The organism is Comamonas sp. 23, from assembly GCF_049601575.1.
In the GTDB taxonomy this organism is placed as follows: Bacteria; Pseudomonadota; Gammaproteobacteria; order Burkholderiales; family Burkholderiaceae_C; genus Comamonas; species Comamonas squillarum.
The window spans coordinates 103,983-123,702 of record NZ_CP187127.1 but is presented as its reverse complement, the minus strand read 5'-3'; the positions used below and the strand labels follow the sequence as shown (position 1 = coordinate 123,702).

The 19,720-nt window shown below is 64.9% G+C and carries 20 protein-coding genes; 17 read left to right on the top strand and 3 right to left on the bottom strand.

The window, feature by feature from the left end:
• Window positions 1-13: 13 nt before the first annotated feature.
• From ACPEE1_RS00470 to ACPEE1_RS00405, 14 genes are all read left to right on the top strand, one after another.
• The gene (locus tag ACPEE1_RS00470) at window positions 14-748 is read left to right on the top strand and encodes a 16S rRNA (uracil(1498)-N(3))-methyltransferase (RefSeq protein ID WP_182344440.1); all 735 of its coding nucleotides are present in this window, start codon (window positions 14-16) and stop codon (window positions 746-748) included.
• A gap of 319 nt (window positions 749-1,067) precedes the next feature.
• Complete coding sequence (locus tag ACPEE1_RS00465) at window positions 1,068-1,847, top strand: IclR family transcriptional regulator (RefSeq protein ID WP_116925408.1); 780 nt, start codon at window positions 1,068-1,070, stop codon at window positions 1,845-1,847.
• Between the two features lie 44 nt (window positions 1,848-1,891).
• A complete protein-coding gene (locus ACPEE1_RS00460; RefSeq protein ID WP_260718585.1) occupies window positions 1,892-2,632 on the top strand; it encodes a transporter substrate-binding domain-containing protein in 741 nt (246 codons plus the stop codon).
• 63 nt (window positions 2,633-2,695) lie between these two features.
• Window positions 2,696-3,364: an amino acid ABC transporter permease gene (locus tag ACPEE1_RS00455; protein ID WP_116925410.1), complete on the top strand. Its 669-nt coding sequence runs from the start codon at window positions 2,696-2,698 to the stop codon at window positions 3,362-3,364.
• A 26-nt stretch (window positions 3,365-3,390) separates the two neighbouring features.
• Window positions 3,391-4,137 (top strand): amino acid ABC transporter ATP-binding protein, encoded by a 747-nt coding sequence (locus tag ACPEE1_RS00450; protein WP_182345536.1) that lies wholly within the window; start codon window positions 3,391-3,393, stop codon window positions 4,135-4,137.
• 16 nt (window positions 4,138-4,153) lie between these two features.
• On the top strand, window positions 4,154-4,744 hold the full coding sequence (locus ACPEE1_RS00445; protein WP_116925522.1) for a HutD/Ves family protein: 591 nt from the start codon (window positions 4,154-4,156) through the stop codon (window positions 4,742-4,744).
• Between the two features lie 4 nt (window positions 4,745-4,748).
• Window positions 4,749-6,146 carry a formimidoylglutamate deiminase gene (locus ACPEE1_RS00440; RefSeq protein ID WP_260718586.1) on the top strand — a complete coding sequence of 466 codons (1,398 nt, stop codon included), beginning with the start codon at window positions 4,749-4,751 and terminating at the stop codon, window positions 6,144-6,146.
• A gap of 3 nt (window positions 6,147-6,149) precedes the next feature.
• Window positions 6,150-6,977: an N-formylglutamate deformylase gene (hutG, locus tag ACPEE1_RS00435; protein ID WP_116925413.1), complete on the top strand. Its 828-nt coding sequence runs from the start codon at window positions 6,150-6,152 to the stop codon at window positions 6,975-6,977.
• Window positions 6,978-7,111: 134 nt separating this feature from the next.
• Window positions 7,112-8,539, top strand: a complete 1,428-nt coding sequence (locus ACPEE1_RS00430) for an FAD-binding oxidoreductase (protein ID WP_423934940.1) — start codon at window positions 7,112-7,114, stop codon at window positions 8,537-8,539.
• 242 nt (window positions 8,540-8,781) lie between these two features.
• Window positions 8,782-10,014 (top strand): ammonium transporter, encoded by a 1,233-nt coding sequence (locus ACPEE1_RS00425; RefSeq protein ID WP_116925415.1) that lies wholly within the window; start codon window positions 8,782-8,784, stop codon window positions 10,012-10,014.
• Between the two features lie 98 nt (window positions 10,015-10,112).
• Window positions 10,113-10,415 (top strand): hypothetical protein, encoded by a 303-nt coding sequence (locus ACPEE1_RS00420; RefSeq protein WP_116925416.1) that lies wholly within the window; start codon window positions 10,113-10,115, stop codon window positions 10,413-10,415.
• Window positions 10,416-10,573: 158 nt separating this feature from the next.
• On the top strand, window positions 10,574-11,914 hold the full coding sequence (locus ACPEE1_RS00415) for an aspartate aminotransferase family protein (protein ID WP_116925417.1): 1,341 nt from the start codon (window positions 10,574-10,576) through the stop codon (window positions 11,912-11,914).
• Between the two features lie 35 nt (window positions 11,915-11,949).
• Window positions 11,950-12,519: a carboxymuconolactone decarboxylase family protein gene (locus ACPEE1_RS00410; protein ID WP_116925418.1), complete on the top strand. Its 570-nt coding sequence runs from the start codon at window positions 11,950-11,952 to the stop codon at window positions 12,517-12,519.
• A 33-nt stretch (window positions 12,520-12,552) separates the two neighbouring features.
• Window positions 12,553-13,080 (top strand): GNAT family N-acetyltransferase, encoded by a 528-nt coding sequence (locus ACPEE1_RS00405; protein ID WP_116925419.1) that lies wholly within the window; start codon window positions 12,553-12,555, stop codon window positions 13,078-13,080.
• 66 nt (window positions 13,081-13,146) lie between these two features.
• Here the strand turns inward: ACPEE1_RS00405 and ACPEE1_RS00400 are convergent, their stop codons facing one another.
• Window positions 13,147-13,665 carry a PepSY domain-containing protein gene (locus ACPEE1_RS00400; protein ID WP_116925420.1) on the bottom strand — a complete coding sequence of 173 codons (519 nt, stop codon included), beginning with the start codon at window positions 13,663-13,665 and terminating at the stop codon, window positions 13,147-13,149.
• Between the two features lie 217 nt (window positions 13,666-13,882).
• Between ACPEE1_RS00400 and tkt the strand changes: the two genes are divergently transcribed.
• Window positions 13,883-15,922 carry a transketolase gene (tkt, locus tag ACPEE1_RS00395; protein ID WP_116925421.1) on the top strand — a complete coding sequence of 680 codons (2,040 nt, stop codon included), beginning with the start codon at window positions 13,883-13,885 and terminating at the stop codon, window positions 15,920-15,922.
• Window positions 15,923-16,031: 109 nt separating this feature from the next.
• On the opposite strand, the gene ACPEE1_RS00390 is transcribed toward tkt, so the two are convergent.
• Window positions 16,032-17,027: a glycosyltransferase family 2 protein gene (locus tag ACPEE1_RS00390; RefSeq protein ID WP_116925523.1), complete on the bottom strand. Its 996-nt coding sequence runs from the start codon at window positions 17,025-17,027 to the stop codon at window positions 16,032-16,034.
• Between the two features lie 377 nt (window positions 17,028-17,404).
• Here ACPEE1_RS00390 and gap point away from each other — a divergent pair, with 377 nt between their 5' ends.
• Window positions 17,405-18,406, top strand: coding sequence for a type I glyceraldehyde-3-phosphate dehydrogenase (gene gap, locus ACPEE1_RS00385; RefSeq protein WP_021026203.1), 1,002 nt, complete (start codon window positions 17,405-17,407; stop codon window positions 18,404-18,406).
• Window positions 18,407-18,560: 154 nt separating this feature from the next.
• Window positions 18,561-18,968 carry an OsmC family protein gene (locus tag ACPEE1_RS00380; RefSeq protein WP_116925422.1) on the top strand — a complete coding sequence of 136 codons (408 nt, stop codon included), beginning with the start codon at window positions 18,561-18,563 and terminating at the stop codon, window positions 18,966-18,968.
• Window positions 18,969-19,219: 251 nt separating this feature from the next.
• On the opposite strand, the gene ACPEE1_RS00375 is transcribed toward ACPEE1_RS00380, so the two are convergent.
• Entirely contained in the window at window positions 19,220-19,462 is a 243-nt protein-coding gene (locus ACPEE1_RS00375; protein WP_021026201.1) for a hypothetical protein, read from the bottom strand.
• Between the last annotated feature and the right edge of the window lie 258 nt (window positions 19,463-19,720).

Here is a 19,720-nt window from a genome sequence, read left to right as displayed (position 1 = left end):
TTGACCCAGCACCATGCCCCGTTTTTACTGCCCCGTTGAGTTGCGCGTAGGCGCTGCACTGGATCTGCCGCCCGAGGCTGCACGCCATGTGCAGGTGTTTCGCATGCAGCCGGGCGAACACATCACCTTGTTCAATGGCGTAGCCGGCAGCCCCGCAGGTGAATACGACGCCACCATCGTGCAGATGGGCCGCAGCCATGTGACCGTGCAGATTGAGGGCCACACAGCGATCGAGCGCGAAGCGGCCCGCGCCGTGCACCTGCTGGCCGGCATTACCGCTGGCGAGCGCATGGAATGGCTGGTGGAGAAGGCGACCGAGCTGGGCGTCGCCAGCATCACCCCGCTGGAGGCCGAGCGCTCGGTCACCCGCCTCAAGGGCGACCGCGCCACCAAGCGCCAGGAGCGCTGGCAAGCGATTGCCGCGAGCGCCTGCGAGCAGTGCGGCCGCAACCAGGTGCCACGCATCCATGCGCCGGTGGACCTGGCGCAATGGGTCAAGGCCGGCGGCCTGGCCGATGCACAGCGCTTGGTGCTGTCGCTGGCAGACGGCACGCAGCCGCTGGCCCAGGTGGTACAGCAGGCGGGCGCCCAGCCCCTCGTCTTCCTCTCTGGCCCCGAAGGCGGCCTGTCGCCCGCCGAAGAAGCGCTGGCGCGCGGCAACGGCTTTGCACCGGTGACCTTGGGCCCGCGTGTTTTGCGCGCCGAGACGGCGCCGCTCGCGGCTTTGGGCTATCTGGCAGCACTTTGACCGCAGCCTGTGCGCTGACGAAGCGTTGACTCAACGCTGATGGAGCGGCGCCCCCACCACGGGCCCGCCCAAACACTCCCCTCTCTCTCTCCCGTCCACCCCGCCCTGCACGGGTGCGGCGGCGCTGGCCTGCGCGCCAAGCGCCGCACCACGCCGGTGTTTTTTACATTTCAAATTCCCAATAAGTGGGAATTGAATGGGCCATTCAATTCCGACCTAGGGTTTGCGCTAGGGTGCAATACAGAGAGCAAATCGACAATTCTGGCATTGATCTTGCAAGATCCTTGTTGTCATTAGTCCCGAAGAATGGGAATTGCGAATGGATGCTACAGAGTTGTTGGTCAGCGAGCGCACGGCAGCGGATACCCCGGGTTCCGAGGTGTCGGCGGCCGACCGGGTGCTGCAGGTGCTGGCGGTATTGGCCTGCGCCGGGCGGCCGCTGTCGGCCAGCGAGCTGATGCAGGGCACCGGCTTGCCCCGCAGCAGCCTGTACCGGCAGCTCGCGCGCCTCAAGCGCTTTGGCTTTGTGGCCGACAGTGGCGCGCTGTATGCGCCCGGGCCGCTTGGCCTGCAGCTGGCGCGTGGCTTTGACGATGGCTCCCATTTGGTGCATGTGGCCCGCCCTGTGCTGGTGCAGCTGTCGCAGCAGACCCAGGAGAGCGCAGGCCTCTTGGTAGCGGCCAATGGCCAGGCCGTCTGCCTGGACATGGTGGAAAGCCCGCTGTCGCTGCGCTGCTCGTTCGACAAGGGCAGCAGCGTGCCGCTGAAGGTGGGGGCTTCTGCCAAGTGCGTGCTGGCCTACCTGCCCGCCGTGCAACGCGAAGCGCTGCTCAACCAGCACTACGGCGAAGGCACCCCCGCTCGCGCCGAGGCCGCTGCCGAGCTGCAGGAGCTGCGCACACAGGGCTACATCACCACGGTGGGCCAGGTCGACGCCGGTGTCTGGGGTTGCAGCGTGCCGGTGTTTGCCAGCGGCCGCCGCGCGGTCGCTGCGCTCAGCCTGATGGCCCCGCAGCAGCGCGTGCAGCACCAGCAAGCCCAGCTGGTGCAGGCAACCTTGGCAGCAGCGGCCCGCATCTCCCGCAGTCTGGCTGGATGACATTGCGATTTTGCTTGGTACTTGAATTGAAAAAGGACTCTCCCATGAACTTCCGTCGCCTGGTCTTGAAGACCTCTTTGATCGCCCTGGCCTGTGGTGCAGGCGCTGCCTTTGCCCAGAACAATGTGCTGCGCGTGGCCACCGATGCCACTTTCCCGCCGATGGAATTTGTCGAAAACGGCAAGAAGACCGGTTTTGATGTCGAACTCGTCGAGGCCGTGGCGGCCAAGCTGGGCAAGAAGGTCGAATGGGTCGATATCGACTTCAAGGGCCTGGTGCCGGGTCTGATCGCCAAGCGCTACGACATGGCCGTCTCTGCCATCTACATCACCGATGAGCGCAAGAAGGTGGTGGACTTCACCCAGCCTTACTACGCCGGTGGCCTGGTGGCCATGGTCAAGGAAGGCAGCCCCATCACCAAGCTGAGCGATCTGGACGGCAAGAAGGTCTCGGTGCAGGTGGGCACCAAGTCGGTGGGTTACCTCACCGAGCACTTCCCCAAGGTGCAGCGCGTTGAGGTCGAAAAGAACCAGGAAATGTTCAACCTGGTCGATATCGGCCGCGCCGATGCCGCCGTGACCGGCAAGCCCGCTGCGTTCCAGTACAACCGCACGCGCGGCGGCATGAAGGTGCTGGCCGAGCAGATCACCACCGAGGAATACGGCATGGCCATCCGCAAGGACACGCCTGAGTTGACCACCGCCGTGAACAAGGCGCTCGAGCAGCTCAAGGCCGACGGTGGCTACAAGGCCATCGTGGACAAGTGGTTCCCCAGCAGCAAGTAATTGGCAAGGGTGCCGCAGCGCGCTGCCCAGGCAGTGCGCTGATCTGAGACGACAGGATTGACTATGGATTTGGATTTTTCGCCCGTCTGGGCAGGGTGGCCCGATCTGCTGCGCGGTGCAGCGGTGACGGTGGAGATCACGGCCGCTGCGCTGGTGCTGGGCTGCGTGATGGGTCTGCTGATCGGCATTGGCCGGCTCAACCCCAAGAACAGGATCATCTACGGCATCTGCACGGCCTATGTGGCCGCCATCCGCGGCACGCCGCTTCTGGTGCAGCTGTTCATTCTGTTCTTTGGCCTGCCGCAGTTTGGCATCATGCTGCCGGCCTTTGCCTGCGGCGTGCTGGGCCTGGGCATCTACTCGGGCGCCTATGTGTCCGAAGTGGTGCGCGGCGCCATCCAGTCCATCGACCGCGGCCAGATGGAGGCGGCGCGCTCCATCGGCATGTCGTCGGGCCAGGCCATGCTCTCGGTGATCCTGCCCCAGGCCATCGTGCGCATGATTCCGCCACTGGGCAATGAGTTCATCGCGCTGATCAAGAACTCGGCGCTGGTCTCGCTGCTGACCATCCATGATGTGATGCACCAGGGCCAGAAGATCATCAGCGTCTCCTACCGCTCGCTGGAAGTGTATTTGGCGATTGCCGTGATTTATTTTGTATTGACCGGCGTGACCACCCTGGCCCTGCGCCATTTTGAAAAGCGCCTGCGCGCTGGAGGCATGGTGCAATGACCGCAGCTCCCCAACTTTCCGAATCCATGATCCGCATCCGTGGCCTGCGCAAGGCCTTTGGCACTCATGTGGTGCTCGATGGCATCGACTTCGATGTGCAGCCCCAGCAGGTGGTGGTCGTCATCGGCCCCAGCGGCTCGGGCAAGAGCACGTTCCTGCGCTGCTGCAATGGGCTCGAAGCCCCGCAGGGCGGCCGCATCGACATCTGTGGCCGCACCCTGGTGCAGGACGGCCAGATGCTGCCCGAAAAAGCCCTCAATGCGCTGCGCGAAGAGGTGGGCATGGTGTTCCAGTCCTTCAACCTGTTTCCGCACCTGTCGGTGCTGGACAACGTGACGCTGGGCCCGCGCAAGCTCCACGGCCTGAGCCGCAAGGATGCCGATGCGCTGGCGCATGACCTGCTGAAAAAAGTGGGCCTGGGCCACAAGGCCGATGCGATGCCCGGCAGCCTCTCGGGCGGGCAGAAGCAGCGCGTGGCGATTGCGCGCGCGCTGGCCATGCGGCCCAAAGTGATGCTGTTTGACGAGCCGACCTCGGCGCTCGACCCCGAGCTGGTGGGCGAGGTGCTGCAGGTGATGAAGATGCTGGCCGCCGAAGGCATGACCATGATGGTGGTCACCCATGAAATGGGCTTTGCCAAGGAAGTGGCCGATGTGGTCGTCGTCATGGATGGCGGCGGCATCATCGAAGCCGGTGACCCGCAGACCATCTTCAGCAACCCGACCAAGGAGCGCACGCGCAGCTTTTTGCAGGCCGTGTTGACAAAGCAATAAACGGGCAGGGATGAGCATGCAATTTTTCAGCAGCAGCGCGCTGCCCGCCGCGCCATGGAAGAACGGCGGCGGCACGACGCAAGAGGTGCTGTGCTGGCCGCCTGGCGCCAGCATCGACAGTTTTGCCTGGCGCATCAGCATTGCGCAGATCGCCAGCAGTGGGCCGTTCTCGGCCTTTGCCGGGGTGGACCGCATCATCACCTTGCTGGGTGGTGATGGCGTGCATTTGCAGGCTGCCGATGGCAGCGTGGACCATTTGTTGCAGCACTGCCTGCAGCCCTTTGCGTTCTCGGGCGATGTGGCGCTGGACTGCCAGCTGCTGGGTGGCGCCTCGCAGGATCTGAATGTGATGACCCGGCGCGGCCGCGTGCAGGCGCAGGTGACGATCCACCGGGGTGGCAGCCTGCAGCTGGGCAGTGCCCAGGGCCTGCTGCTGGCGCGGGCTGGCAGCTGGCGCCTGCCTGCGCAAGCCGCTGCGCTGGTGGCCGGTGGCGAAGATGGCCTGTACTGGACCGCTGCGCCCGGCCAGCCGCTGCAGCTGGAAGCGAGCAGCGACGACGCCCTGTTGATCGCTGTCGCGCTGCAGGAGGTAGCAGCCGGTGTCTGATGCGATGAATACCCATAACCAACTGTTTGCCGCCCAGGCCTTGCTGCCCACGGGCTGGGCGCAGAACGTGCTGCTGCGCTGGGATGCGCAAGGCCTCTTCAGCTCCATCGAAACGGGAGTGGATGCGGCCCGCTGCGCGGGTGTGGCGCAGGCCGGCGGACCGGTGCTGCCGGGCATGCCCAACCTGCATTCGCATGCGTTCCAGCGCGGCTTTGCCGGGCTCTCGGAGTTCCGCGGCCAGGCGCAGGACAGCTTTTGGAGCTGGCGCAACCTGATGTACCGCTTTGCCGCGCGCCTGGGGCCCCAGCACCTGGAGGCGATTGCCACCTGGCTCTACATCGAGATGCTCGAAGCGGGCTACACCAGCGTCTGCGAGTTCCACTACCTGCACCACCAGCCCGATGGCCAGGCCTACGCCCCCGATGGCGAGCTGAGCCTGGCGCTGCTGCGTGCCGCGCAGACAGCGGGCATCGGCATCACCTTGCTGCCGGTGCTCTACCAGAACAGCGGCTTTGGCGGCCAGGCACCCAATGACGGGCAAAAGCGTTTTATCCGCAGCACCGACAACATGCTGCGCCTGCTGGAGACCTTGGCCCCCGCCTGCGCCGCCCAAGGCGCGGCGCTGGGCCTGGCGCCGCACTCGCTGCGCGCGGTGGCGCCCGAGGCCTTGCAAGAGGCCGTGCAGGGCCTGCATGCGCTGAGCGCCCAGGCGCCCGTACACATCCACATTGCCGAGCAGATGGCTGAGGTCAACGCCTGCGTCGCCTGGAGCGGCCAGCGCCCGGTGGCCTGGCTGCTGGACCATATGCCGGTGGACGCGCGCTGGTGCCTGGTGCATGCCACGCACATGGATGAGGCCGAATACGCAGCCGCAGCCGCCTCGCAGGCGGTGGCGGGCCTGTGCCCGCTGACGGAAGCCAACCTGGGCGACGGCATCTTTGACCTGCCGCGCTGGCAGGCCGGTGCCGGCCGCTGGGGCATTGGCTCGGACAGCCACATCGGCGTGAACGCCGCCGAAGAGCTGATGATGCTGGAGTACAGCCAGCGCCTGCAATCGCAGCAGCGCAATGTGGCGGCCAGTGCCCAGCAGCCCCATGTGGGCAGCCATATGCTGTTGGCAGCGGTGCAGGGCGGCGCGCAGGCCAGTGGCCGCGCAGTGGCCGGCCTGGCCGTGGGCCAGCAGGCCGATTTTGTGGTGCTCGATGGCCAGCACCTGGCGCTGGCCGGGCTGCCCGCTGCCGAGCAGCTCGATGCCCATGTGTTTGCCAGCAGCCGCAGCAGTGCGGTGGCCAGTGTCTGGGTGGGCGGCCAGTGCCGCGTGGCCGACGGCCGCCACCGGCTGCACCACAGCGCGCAGCGCGGCTTTGTCGCCGCGCGCAGCGAACTTCTTCAGGAGACGTGATCCATGCATTTTGAAACCGACCGCGCAGCGTTTGAATTCCGCCAAGGCACGGCGCCGCTGCTGATCTCCTTCCCCCATGTGGGCACCTATGTGCCGCCCGCGCTGGCCGAGCGCTTCACGCCCGAGGCGCGCGAGGTGCATGACACCGACTGGCACCTGCCGCTGCTCTATGCGTTTGCGCAGGAGATCGGGGCCTCGACCCTGGTGGCCACGCATTCGCGCCTGGTGGTGGACATGAACCGCCCCCCCGATGGCGCCAGCCTCTACCCCGGCCAGAGCGTGACGGGCCTGTGCCCGGTCGACACCTTTGCCGACACCCCCGTCTACCAAAGCGCCGCGCTGCAGCCCGATGACGCCGAGATTGCCCAGCGCCGCGACCAGGTCTGGAAGCCCTACCACGACCAGCTGGCCGCCGAGCTGGCCCGCATCAAGGCCCAGCATGGCGCAGCTGGCCTGTGGGATGCGCACTCGATCCAGTCGGTGCTGCCGCGCTTTTTTGACGGCAAGCTGCCCGATCTGAACCTGGGCACCAACAAGGGTGCGAGCTGCGGCGAAGGCCTGGGCGAGGCGCTGCTGGCCGAGGCCCGCAAGGGTGAGGCTGACGGTTTTACCAGCGTGCTCAATGGCCGCTTCCAGGGCGGCTACATCACGCGCCACTATGGCCAGCCGGCGCTGAACGTGCATGCCATCCAGCTGGAGATGACGCAGAGCAGCTATATGCAGGAGCACATGCCCTTTGACTACCTGCCGGCCGTGGCCGCCAAGGTGCAGCCCCATGTGCGCCGCATGGTGGAGACCTTGCTGGCTTACGTGCAGCAATCGGCACGCTGATTCCAACGCCTCCGCAAACGGTATCCAGGGCTTGCACGGCAGGCCTGGGATGCCGTTTTTTGCTGTAGTGGCCCAGCAGGTTTTGCTGCTGGCGGGCCGCGCCTGTCAGGCAAACCGCCCGACAATAGCGGTCTATGACTACCTCTCGCACCGACAACGCGGCAGCCGCTCCTGCGGCGGCTTTTTGGACCGATCTTGAGCAAGCGCTGGGCCCCAACGGCTTTTCGCGCGGCGCGGGCGCCATCCCCGAGAAGTACTGGACCGACTGGAGCGGAACGCCGCCGGTGCCGCCGCTGGCGCTGCTGCGCCCGCGCAGCACCGAAGAGGTCAGCGCCCTGCTGCGCATCTGCCATGCCCACCGGGTGCCCGTGGTGCCCCAGGGCGGGCTGACCGGCCTGGCCGGCGCGGCCGTGCCAGTGGCCCAGGGCGTGGCGGTGGCTTTCGACCGCATGCAGCAGATCGAGGACGTGAATGCACGCACCGGCCTGATGACGGTGCAGGCCGGCGTCACCCTGCAGGCGGTGCAGGAAGCGGCCGTGGCGGCGGGCTGGGTGTTTGGCGTGGACCTGGGCGCGCGCGGCAGCTGCCAGATTGGCGGCAATGTCTCGACCAATGCGGGCGGCAACGGCGTGCTGCAAAACGGCATGATGCGCGAGCAGGTGCTGGGGCTGGAGGTGGTGCTGGCCGATGGCACGGTGCTGCCGATGCTGCGGCCCATGCTGAAGAACAACACCGGCTATGACCTCAAGCAGTTCTTTATCGGTGCCGAAGGCACCTTGGGCATCATCACCCGCGTGCTGCTGCGCCTGCGGCCCGCCCCCCAGGCCAAGGCCACCTGCATGGTGGCGCTGCCTGGCTTTGACGAAGCGCTGGCGGTGCTGGCGCGCATGCAGGCCCGCTTTGGCAACAGCGTGGCCGCGTTCGAGCTGATGTGGAGCGACTTTGTGCAGACCTCCATCCAGTGGCAAAAGCTGCAGCCGGCGTTTGCCCAGCAGCACCCGCTGCAGGCGCTGATCGATGTGGATGGCAAGGACGAGGCTGCGCTGCGCGCTGCGGTGGAAGAGGCCCTGGGCGAGGCCATGGAGGCCGGTGAGGTGGTGGATGCAGTGATTGCGCAGTCGAGCGAGCAGGCCAAAAGCCTGTGGAAGCTGCGCGAGGCACCGGCCGAGATGACCGCGCACATGCACCCGCCGGTGAACTTTGACGTCAGCCTGCCCCAGGTGGATATTGGCCGCTTTGCTGCGGCCTGCCGCGCCGCCTTTGATGCGCGCTGGCCTGGCCACCACAGCCTGTTCTTTGGCCATGTGGGCGACGGCAACCTGCATGTCACGACCGACAGCAAAACCATTGGCGGTGAGGACGAGGCGCTGGAGGCCGTGCTGTACGGCCTGGTGCAGCAGTTCCAGGGCAGCGTATCGGCCGAGCATGGCATTGGCCTGCACAAGATGCCCTACCTGGGCTTTAGCCGCACGCCGCAGGAGCTGGCCGCCATGCGGGCGATCAAGCAGGCGCTCGATCCGCTGGGGCTGATGAACCCGGGCAAGGTGTTGGCTGCGGACTGAATTCCGTTGTAGTCCCCTCAGACAGAACCGGCGCCTGCAGCGATGCATGCGCCGGTTTTCCGTTGGTGGCTGCTCCAAGGCCCATGGCACCGATGTGGTGCGATCGGGCATAGGCCGGCGGCCTGGCCACCCCTGCGCATGCCCGCAGACCGCGTATCCAGGCGCTTTCCCGCTCCATGGCATAGAAACTGCTACCTTTTGAAACAAACCCGCAATGGATGACAACGTAAAAAGGGGATGGCATGCAAATGGTGCAGATGGCTGCGATTGACAAGGCCGATACGGCCTGGCTCTTGGTCTCTACGGTGCTGGTGTTGCTGATGACACTGCCGGGCATTGCGCTCTTCTATGCCGGGTTGGTGCGGCGCAAGAATGTGGTCAACACGGTGGTGGCCGTGTTTGCGGTGGCGGCGGTGGTGTCACTCACCTGGTTTGCGCTGGGCTACTCGCTGGCCTTCAGCAAGTCCACGGCCTGGCTGGGCGGGCTGGACCGGGCCTGGTTCTCATCGATGCGCCTGGATGCGGCAGCGGGCACCGTGTCGGTCAGCCACCTGGCGCCCCATCTGCCCGAGTCGCTCTATGCGCTGTTCCAGATGGCCTTTGCCGTCATCACCACCACCTTGATCATTGGCGCCGTGGTCGAGCGCATGCGCTTTTCGGCGCTGCTGCTGTTCTCGGCGCTGTGGAGCGTGCTGGTCTATGCGCCGGTCGCCCACTGGGTCTGGGAGAGCGATGGCTGGCTCAACAAGCTGGGCGCGCTGGACTTTGCCGGTGGCGCGGTGGTGCACGTCAATGCGGGCGTCTCGGCCCTCGTCTGCGCGGCCATGCTGGGCCGGCGCCAGGGCTATGGCCGCCAGGCCTTTGAGCCGCACAGCCTGGGCTGGACGGCGATGGGTGCCGCGCTGCTGCTGATTGGCTGGTTTGGCTTTAACGCGGGCTCTGCCCTGTCGGCCGATGGCCGTGCGGCGCTGGCGATGCTGGTGACCATGGTGGCCGCTGCTGCCGGCGCGCTGTCCTGGATGCTGGTCGAGTGGTGGGTGCGCGGCGCGCCCACCTTGCTGGGCGTGCTCTCGGGCCTGATTGGCGGTCTAGTGGCCATCACACCGGCGGCCGGTTTTGTACAGGTGGGCGGCGCAGTCGCCATCGGCCTGATGGCTGGCGTAGCCTGCTTTTGGGGCGCCACCTGGCTCAAGCGCCGCCTGGGTGTGGACGACTCGCTCGATGTGTTTGGCGTGCACGGCGTGGGCGGCATTGCCGGCTCGCTGCTCACCGCCTTGTTTGCCGACCGCGCCATTGCCGGCGTGGATGCCACGGTTCTCAACCAGCTGGTGGCCGTGGCGGCCGTGGCTATTTACAGCGCGGCGGGCACTGCCATTTTGCTGACCGTTATCCGCGTGGTTCTGCCTTTGCGGGTGACGGCGCAGCAGGAGATCGATGGGCTGGATATCAGCCTGCACCAGGAAAGCCAAAACTAGCGTGATAGGCCCGGCGCCACCGGGTGCCGCCGGGCCACCAGGCAGCAGCGCTCTGTGCCTGCCGCCTGCCCCTCAGGTTCTGCCATGGAGGAGCTTGTATGAACGACAGTGAACGCCTGGCCATCGCCGCGCATTTGCATGTGGCGCTGCGCCGCAAGACGGGCCGGGTGACCGATACCGAGTGGATGGCCAGCGATACCGCCTACGGCCAGGCGATGGCGCGCTTTGCGCTGAGCCATGCGCTGGCCAACCAGGATGCGGAGCTGGAGCGCCTGGCGCAGCGCTTTGCGGCCAGCCTGCCGGGCGCACCCGCCCCAGCGGCGCCGGCCCCTGCCAGCGATCCGGCTGCACCGCAGGGGCTGGTGGCCTCGGCCAAGCGCTATGTAGGCGGCTTGCGTTGAACGGATAGCGACAGGGAGGGAAGGGGAAGCCTGGGAACAGAAATAGGTGGAAATGGAGCAAATGATCCATTAATCTATTGAAAAATTACAAATGATCCTTATACTGTGCGTATCGCTGCCGGCGCAGGGCTGGTGACGCATTGTCAAGGAGTGCTCGCATGAGCCATGTCATCCATCGTTCTCTGGCCCAGGTTCCTCTTGTTGCGGTCGGCGGCAAAGGCGTGGAATTGTTTGACCAGGCCGGTAAGGCCTACCTGGATGCCAGTGGCGGGGCAGCCGTGTCGTGCCTGGGCCATGCCCACCCGGATGTGCTGGCAGCGATGCACCGCCAGCTCGACCAGCTGGCCTATGCCCACACCAGCTTTTTCACCACCGAGGTGCAAGAGGCGCTGGCCGACCACCTGGTCGCGCATGCGCCCGCGGGCATGACCGATGTCTACTTTGTCTCCGGCGGCTCCGAGGCGGTCGAGGCCGCGCTGAAAATGGCGCGCCAGTATTTTGTCGAGATCGGCCAGCCCGAGCGCACGCACTTTGTCGCGCGCCGCCAAAGCTACCACGGCAACACCTTGGGTGCCTTGGCCGTGGGCGGCAATGAATGGCGCCGCAAGCAGTTTGCCCCCATCCTGATGGACGTGGGGCGCGTGGCCCCCGCCTATGAATACCGCGACCGCCTGGACGGCGAGAGCCAGCCCGCCTATGTGGCGCGTTTGCTGGCCGAGATCGATGCCAAGTTCCAAGAGCTGGGCCCGGACAAGGTGATCGCCTTTGTCGCCGAGCCCGTGGTGGGTGCGACCCTGGGCGCGGTGGCCGCCCCTGCCGGCTACTGGCAGGGCCTGCGCGCGCTGTGCGACCGCTATGGCATCTTGCTGATTGCCGACGAGGTGATGTGCGGCATGGGCCGCACCGGCAGCTTGCATGCGGTCGAGCAAGAGGGCATCAGCCCCGATCTGATGACCATTGCCAAAGGCCTGGGCGGCGGCTACCAGCCGATTGGCGCGGTGCTGGCCCAGCGCAAGATTGTGGAGGCCATGCGGCGCGGCAGTGGCCTGTTCCAGCATGGCCATACCTACATCGGCCATGCGATGGCGGCGGCCGCCGCGCTGGCGGTGCAGCAGGTGATACAGCGCGACCAGTTGCTGCCCCAGGTGCTGGCACGCGGCGCCTATCTGCAAAAGCAGCTGCATGCGCGTTTTGACGAGCACCCGCATGTCGGTGATATCCGGGGCCGGGGCCTGTTCTGGGGCGTGGAGCTGGTGCAGGACCGCAGCAGCAAGGCGACGTTTGACCCGGCGTTCAAGCTGCATGCCAAGGTCAAGGCGCAGGCGATGGAGCAGGGCTTGCTGTGCTACCCGATGGGTGGCACGATCGACGGCCTGCATGGCGACCATGTGCTGCTGGCGCCGCCCTTTATCAGCGGCGAGGCCGAGCTGGACCAGGTGGTCGAGCGCCTGGGCGATGCCATCGACAAAGTGCTGGCCCAGCAACCGGTAGCCGCCTGAACACGCCCCCGAAACGATCTGAAAGAACCTGCCCGATGACGCCCTTCCAGGACCGCATGCCGCCCTTGCCCCCCGAGACCTGGAGCGAAGAGCAGCGCCGCTATGCCCAGCCCATCATCGATGGCCCGCGCGGCGCGCTGATATCGCCCTTTGTGCCTTTGCTGCGCAGCCCCGAGCTGATGGACCACACCCAGCGCCTGGGCGAGTACCTGCGCTACCGCAGCGCCATCGGCCTGCGCCTGACCGAGCTGGCCATCCTGGTCACGGCCCGCCAGTGGACGCAGCAGGTGGAATGGGCCATCCATGCGCCCATTGCGCTGCGCGAAGGCCTGAGCCAGGCCACTGTGGACGCCGTGGCCCAAGGCCGCCGCCCCGATGCGATGCCTGAGGATGAGGCCGTTGTGCATGACTTCTGCATCGAGCTGCACCAGCAGCGCCAGGTGAGCGATGCCACCTGGACCCGGGCCCAGCAGCTGTTGGGCGACCAGGGCGTGATGGACCTGATCGGCATCAATGGCTATTACAGCCTGCTGTCGATGGTGATGAACGCGGCGTGCACGGCGGTGCCAGCATCGACCGCCCAGCCACTGGCGCCCTTGGCCTGATGTGATGGCTGCCGCATCGCCGACAATGGGCCGATGCGTTTTCATTCCAACGACCAGCCCCTTTGGTCCCTTGAACCCCTGACCGCGCAGCACCTCGATGGCCTGATGCAGGTGCAGCTGGCCTGCTATGGCGCGGACTTTATGGAGAGTGCCGCGCTGTATGCAGCGCGGCTGGCCAGCCCTGTGCAGTGCTCGCTGGTGGCCGTGCAGCAAGGCCAGGTGCTGGCCTATCTGGCGGCCTACCGCTCCGTGTTGGGCAAGGTAACACCGCTGCATGGCGGCTTTGCCTGTGCATCGGCAGCCGACACGCTGTACCTGCATGACATGGCCGTCGCGCCCGAGCGGGCCGGCGAGGGCCTGGCCTCCGCGCTGCTGCAGGCGATGCTGCAACAAGCGCAGGCCGATGGGCTGCGTTACTCGGCGCTGGTGTCGGTGATGGGCTCGCAGCCGTATTGGCAGCGCAAAGGCTATGCAGCGCTGCTGCCCTGGTCGGCACAGGAGCGTGAGGCCTTGCTGAGCTATGGCGAGGATGCGCAGTACATGGCGCAAGCTTTGGTCTGAGTCCAAACCCCGGACGCAAAAAAGGCCAGCATGGGGCTGGCCTTGGTATCTTGCTTTTAAAGCCGCTTACTGGTGGATATTGCCTTCAACGGCGTTGACGCGCACTTCCACCTCGGTATTGGCCGCGTTGAGGATCTTGACGTCATAGGTCAGCACGCCCAGGTGGTCGTCCAGGTCCACGTCAATGGCCTTGCCGGGGGTGTGCTTCAAGGCGGTGGCAATGGCGTCGTTGATGCCGATCTTGGCGGCAGCCAGGCGGTCGGTGTCCTTTTTCTCGGCGGCGCCATCGTCCTTGTTTTCCATGACCTTGGCGGCGTCCAGCGCGCTGAACTTGAGCTTGATTTCACGGCCCTGGGCGTTGATGCCGCTGACTTCGTAGATGGGCTGCTTTTTCTTGGTATCGATCTCGGCCTTGAGCACCTTGAGGCCATGCTGGCTCTGCGCGCTCTGGATGGCTTGGGCCAGGTCGAAGCGGGCCGCTTGCACGGCAGCGATCTTGTCGGCGGTGCTGGCCAGGGCGCTGCCACTCAGCGATGCCAGGGCGAGCGTCAAGGCCAGAGCGGTGGTGGAGAGGGTGCGTTGCATGGTCAATCCTTTCAAGCGGTAGCTGACAAACGATAGTCGGTATAAATTATATTAATAGAATTTTATTGGCGATAGCTTGCGTATTGTCAGTGTTTGCCCAAGCCCTTGGGGTAGGCGGTGGCCCTGCGCCGCCGTAGGCCAAGACTGCCATGCCGGACGCGTGAGACGGCAGCCCGCTAAAATGCGGCCTTTGTCGCTTTTTTCTTCCTCCACTCCCATGGTCAACAATCAGAATATGGCGAATGCGATCCGCGCACTCGCAATGGATGCCGTTCAACAAGCCAATTCCGGCCACCCCGGTGCGCCAATGGGCATGGCCGATATGGCAGTGGCCTTGTGGAGCAAGCACCTCAAGCACAACCCGCTCAATCCTCAGTGGATCAACCGCGACCGTTTCATCCTGTCGAACGGCCACGGCTCGATGCTGATTTACGCGTTGCTGCACCTGACCGGCTACGACCTGCCGATCAGCGAGCTGAAAAACTTCCGCCAGCTGCACAGCAAGACCCCGGGCCACCCCGAAGTGGACATCACCCCCGGTGTGGAGACGACCACCGGCCCGCTGGGCCAGGGCGTGACCAATGCCGTGGGCTTTGCGCTGGCAGAAAAGCTGCTGGCCGCTGAGTTCAACCGCCCCGGCCACGATGTGGTGGACCACCACACCTATGTGTTCCTGGGCGATGGCTGCCTGATGGAAGGCATCAGCCACGAAGCCTGCGCGCTGGCTGGCGCCTGGAAGCTCAACAAGCTGATCGCGCTGTACGACGACAACGGCATCTCGATCGACGGCAAGGTGCAGCCCTGGTTTGTGGACAACAGCGCCCAGCGTTTTGAAGCCTACGGCTGGAACGTCATCGGCCCGATCGACGGCCACGACCCCAAGGCCGTGAGCGACGCGATTGCCAAGGCCAAGAAGGTGGCAGACAAGCCCACGTTCATCATCTGCAAGACCTCCATCGGCAAGGGCAGCCCCAACCGCCAGGACACCAGCAAGGCCCACGGCGAGCCATTGGGCGCTGAAGAAATCGGCCTGACCCGCGCCGCGCTGGGCTGGAGCTCGGCCCCGTTCGAGATCCCGGCCGATGTCTACGAAGCCTGGGACCACAAGACCTTTGGCGCCAAGGCCGAATCCACCTGGGATGCGCAGTTTGCCGAATATGCCAAGGCCTTCCCTGAGCTGGCCGCAGAACTGAAGCGCCGCATGGCCGGCGACCTGCCCAAGCAGTTTGCCCAAGTGGCCGTGGAAGCCGTGGCCCAGGCCCACACCCAGGGCGAGACCGTGGCCAGCCGCAAGGCCAGCCAGCTGGCGCTGGAAGCCTTCACCGCTGCCATGCCTGAGCTGCTGGGCGGCTCGGCCGACCTGACCGGCTCCAACCTGACCAACACCAAGTCGACACCCGCTTTCCGCGTGGACGACAGCGGCGCCGTGGTCAAGACCGAAGACGGCAAGATCGGCCGACACATCAACTACGGTGTGCGCGAGTTCGGCATGGCCGCCATCATGAATGGCGTGGCGCTGCATGGCGGCTTCATCCCCTACGGTGGCACCTTCCTGACCTTCAGCGACTACAGCCGCAATGCCATCCGCATGGCTGCGCTGATGAAGCGCCGCGTGGTGCATGTGTTTACCCATGACTCCATCGGTCTGGGCGAAGACGGCCCCACCCACCAGTCGATCGAGCACGCCGCCAGCCTGCGCCTGATCCCCAACCTGGATGTGTGGCGCCCGGCCGATACGGCTGAGACCACCGTGGCCTGGAGCGTGGCGCTGACCAACCGCAACAAGCCCACCGCGCTGCTGCTGTCGCGCCAGAACCTGCCTTATGCGCCCAAGAATGGCGACGCGATCGGCAACATCAGCCGCGGCGCCTATGTGCTGTCCGAGCCTTCGGACATCGGCCTGAACAAGAAGGCGCAAGCCGTGATCATCGCCACCGGCTCGGAAGTGCAGCTGGCCTTGAAGGCCCAGCGCCTTCTGGCCGAGCGCAAGATTGCTGTGCGCGTGGTCTCGATGCCCAGCACGACCACCTTCGACCGCGAAGACGTGGCCTACAAGCGCAGCGTGTTGCCCGCTGGCCTGCCACGCGTGGCCGTCGAGATGGGTGTGACCGACTTCTGGTGGAAGTACGGCTGCGCGGCCGTAGTGGGTATTGACTCCTATGGCGAATCGGCCCCCGCTGGCGTGCTGTTCGAGCACTTTGGCTTTACCGCCGACAACGTGGCCAACACGGTGCAAGTGGCGCTGCAAAAGCGTTAAACGCGCACCGCCTCAGCAACCAATAACGCAGGGATGCGGGCCGCAGGGCCTGCACCCTGCGTTTTTTATGCCTGTTGCTGGGTGATCGCCGTGGCAGGCAGGGCAGTGCTTATCGGCCCAGGCCTTCGCCGTCGTGGCGGTGCGATTGCGTGGGCTCGGACGCCACATCGAACGCGATAAAGGCCAGCACCAGTTGCACGCCCAGGATGATGGGCAGCGCGCTGACCATGACGGTGCCCGCGGTGGTGGCGACATTGGAGACGATGGACTGGACCCAGTGGAACAGGCCAAACACGGTGCCCCAGGTGATGAGCAGCAGGCCCAGCGGCAGCTCCAGCGAAGCCACGGACATGCCGCGCAGGTAGTAGTTGTAGAAAATGCGCTTGCAGAAGTTGCGCAGATGGCCGCTCATGAACTCGGTCAGCACCTTGTGGATCTTGAGGTTGCTGACCTCGTCCTCGTAGCGCGAATCGATGGGGATGTCCAGAACCACCGCGCGCACCGTGTTCAGCCGGAACAGCATGTCGGTCTCGAAAAAATAGCGCTGGCTGATCTTGTGCAGCGGCAGCTGCGCGGCCGTACTGGCGGCAATGGCGGTAAAGCCATTGGTGGGGTCAAAGCTGCTCCAGTAGCCCGACGAGAACTTGGTCATGAACGACAGCACCGCATTGCCAAAGATGCGGATGCGCGGCATGCGGGCGATCTTCTCCAGGTTGAAAAACCGGTTGCCCTTGGTGTAATCGGCGCGGCCGCTGGCAATGGGGGCTACAAAGCGGGGCACCAGGGTCGGGTCCATCTGCCCGTCGCCATCGATCTTGACCAGCACGCCATAGCCGTCTGCAATCGCTGCGCGGTAGCCCGCCATCACGGCGCCGCCCACGCCCAGGTTGAGCTCGTTGAACAGCACCCGCACGCGCGCGTCGGGGCAGTGTTCCTGCACAAAGCGGCCACTGCCATCGGGGCAGCAGTCGTCGACGATGTAGATGCCATCGACCTCGGGGCCGATCTCGGCAATCACCGCCAGGATATGGCGCGTCACCTTGTAGCAGGGAATGACGACTGCCGTGCGCAGGCTGGAAGGCGAAGAGGGGAGCGACAGACTCATGGCGTTTGTGAGGCGGCCCACCATCTGGGGCAGTGTTGCTGCAGGCTGTTGAAAGGATGCCGGGAGGGCCCCCGTGCTGGCAAGGATTGTTGCACAGCCTGGGGGCCAGGGCCGCCAACGGCCGTTGCGTGCCGGTAGTCACGCCGGCGATAGCTGGCTGGGGGCTGGCAATGGCCCACTATTCCAGGGCCCAGCCAGTGTTCTCTACAATACGCGGCAAAATCAGACCGCCCCTCCTCGCACCTTCCCGGCCCGCTCTCTGTAGCTTGCCCATGGCTGCGGTTTGGCAGGTCTGGCCTATCCGGCAAGTGGCGCCAGCGGCAGCGAGCGTGGCCCAGGCCGGCGGGCATGCGGCATTTCATTACTTGGAGATCACTATGGCAATCAAGGTAGGCATCAACGGCTTTGGCCGTATCGGCCGCAATGTGCTGCGCTCTGCAGTGCAGAATTTTTCCGATATCGAAATCGTTGCGATCAACGACCTGCTCGAGCCTGACTACCTGGCCTACATGCTGCAGTACGACAGCGTGCACGGCCGTTTCCAGGGCACGATTGCCGTCGAAGGCAACACCCTGATCGTCAACGGCAAGAAGATCCGCCTGACGCAAGAGCGCGACCCTGCCAACCTGAAGTGGGACGAAGTCGGCGCCGATGTGGTGATCGAATCGACCGGCCTGTTCCTGACCAAGGAAACGGCACAAAAGCACATCGATGCGGGCGCCAAGAAGGTGATTCTGTCGGCCCCCTCGAAGGACGACACCCCCATGTTCGTGTTTGGCGTGAACTGCAAGACCTATGCCGGTCAAGCGATCATCTCCAACGCATCGTGCACCACCAACTGCCTGGCCCCTGTGGCCAAGGTGCTCAACGACAAGTGGGGCATCAAGCGCGGCCTGATGACCACCGTGCACGCAGCCACTGCCACGCAAAAGACCGTGGACGGCCCCTCGAACAAGGACTGGCGCGGCGGCCGTGGCATTCTGGAAAACATCATCCCATCGAGCACGGGCGCTGCCAAGGCCGTGGGCGTGGTGATTCCTGAGCTGAACAAGAAGCTGACCGGCATGTCCTTCCGCGTGCCTACGTCGGACGTGTCCGTGGTCGACCTGACCGTGGAGCTGAACAGCGAAGCGACCTACGAAGAGATCTGCGCCGAGATGAAGGCCCAGTCGCAAGGCGCGCTCAAGGGCGTGCTGGGCTACACCGAAGACAAGGTCGTGGCCACTGACTTCCGTGGCGAGACCTGCACCTCGGTGTTCGATGCCGAAGCCGGTATTGCCCTGGACAAGACCTTTGTGAAGGTCGTCTCCTGGTACGACAACGAGTGGGGTTACTCGAACAAGTGCCTGGAGATGGTGCGCGTCGTCACCGCCAAGTAAGCGCGGTGGGCGGCCCGGGCGCAGGCCCGGCGCACGGCACACCCTACCCAGAAAACCAGCACCGGCAACCGTGCTGGTTTTTTTGTGCCCGTTTGCAAGCGCCGTCTGGCAGAAACACCTATATTGCCTGATCAATTTGAGGAGATCTACTGATATGGCGCAGCAGGCACAAGCCCAGGCACAGAGCACGACCAGCAACTACCGCGTGGATTTGCACAACCCCCAAGGCCATGCATGGCATGGCGATGAGCCCCAGGCCGTGGGCGGTGGCGATACGGCCCCCAGCCCCATGCAGCTGCTGCTGTCGGCCCTGGGTGCCTGTACGACGATTACGGTGCAGATGTATGCACAGCGCAAGGCCTGGCCACTGACGGGGGTGAAGGTGGATCTGGCGCTGAACCCCGATGGCGGCGCCGCAGCGGGCAACGACATCGTGCGCCGCATTCAGCTCGAAGGCGATCTGAGCGACGAGCAGCGCAGCCGCCTCCAGCAGATTGCAGAAGCCTGCCCGGTGCACAAGTTGTTGGTGGGGGAGGTGCGGGTGGTCACGGCGCTGGCTTGAGAGACGCTAGTACAGCCCTTGATACGTCGTTGCCTGGCCGGCCGCGCCAAGCCTTGTCGTACGTCTGTACTGCCTGCGGCTTGACGCCTAGTCGGGGACGCCTAGTCGGGGACGCCTAGTCGGGGACGCCTAGTCTCAACCGCAAACCTTCGGTTTGTTGGGCTGTATTAACGCCTCATGAAGGCTGGCCGGACACCCGGAGAGTCAAAGCAGGCCCTGAAGGCTTGCTTTGGAGCGCGATTGACGGCGCGTTATTGCACAACGATATTGTTGTGGTCGATATGGTAGTCAAAGTCGGGCTTGGCCAGCGACACGGTCACGGGTTGGCCTTCGATGGTCCAGGACAGCACAAAGCTGGCGATGGCCGTTGATACATCGACTTCCATGGGGCTTGGGATGGTTTCGAGCTGACCGTCCCCGATGCGGTGCTGAACAATGCCTACCACGCGAGCCTTGAAGTTCTCGGGGTAGTTGTGGGAGTGTTGAGTCGTCATTGGTTGTCTCCTTTCAATGAGGGGGCACCGAATTCCAGCCTGGCATCATGCGTTGCCAAGCCGGAGTCATGGAAGCCGCCAGCACGACCTGGCAAATCTGAGAGTTGCACCGGCTGCCAGAGCGAATCCCTGGGAGCCTGTCGTCGCGCCAGCTGCTGCCGGGCGCTAACACGTTGGAATATGTGGCAGTGACGCCCTCTCTGGTCATCACTTCCGCACCACTTGTTTGTACCATACCTGCAAGGCAGTGATGTGTAG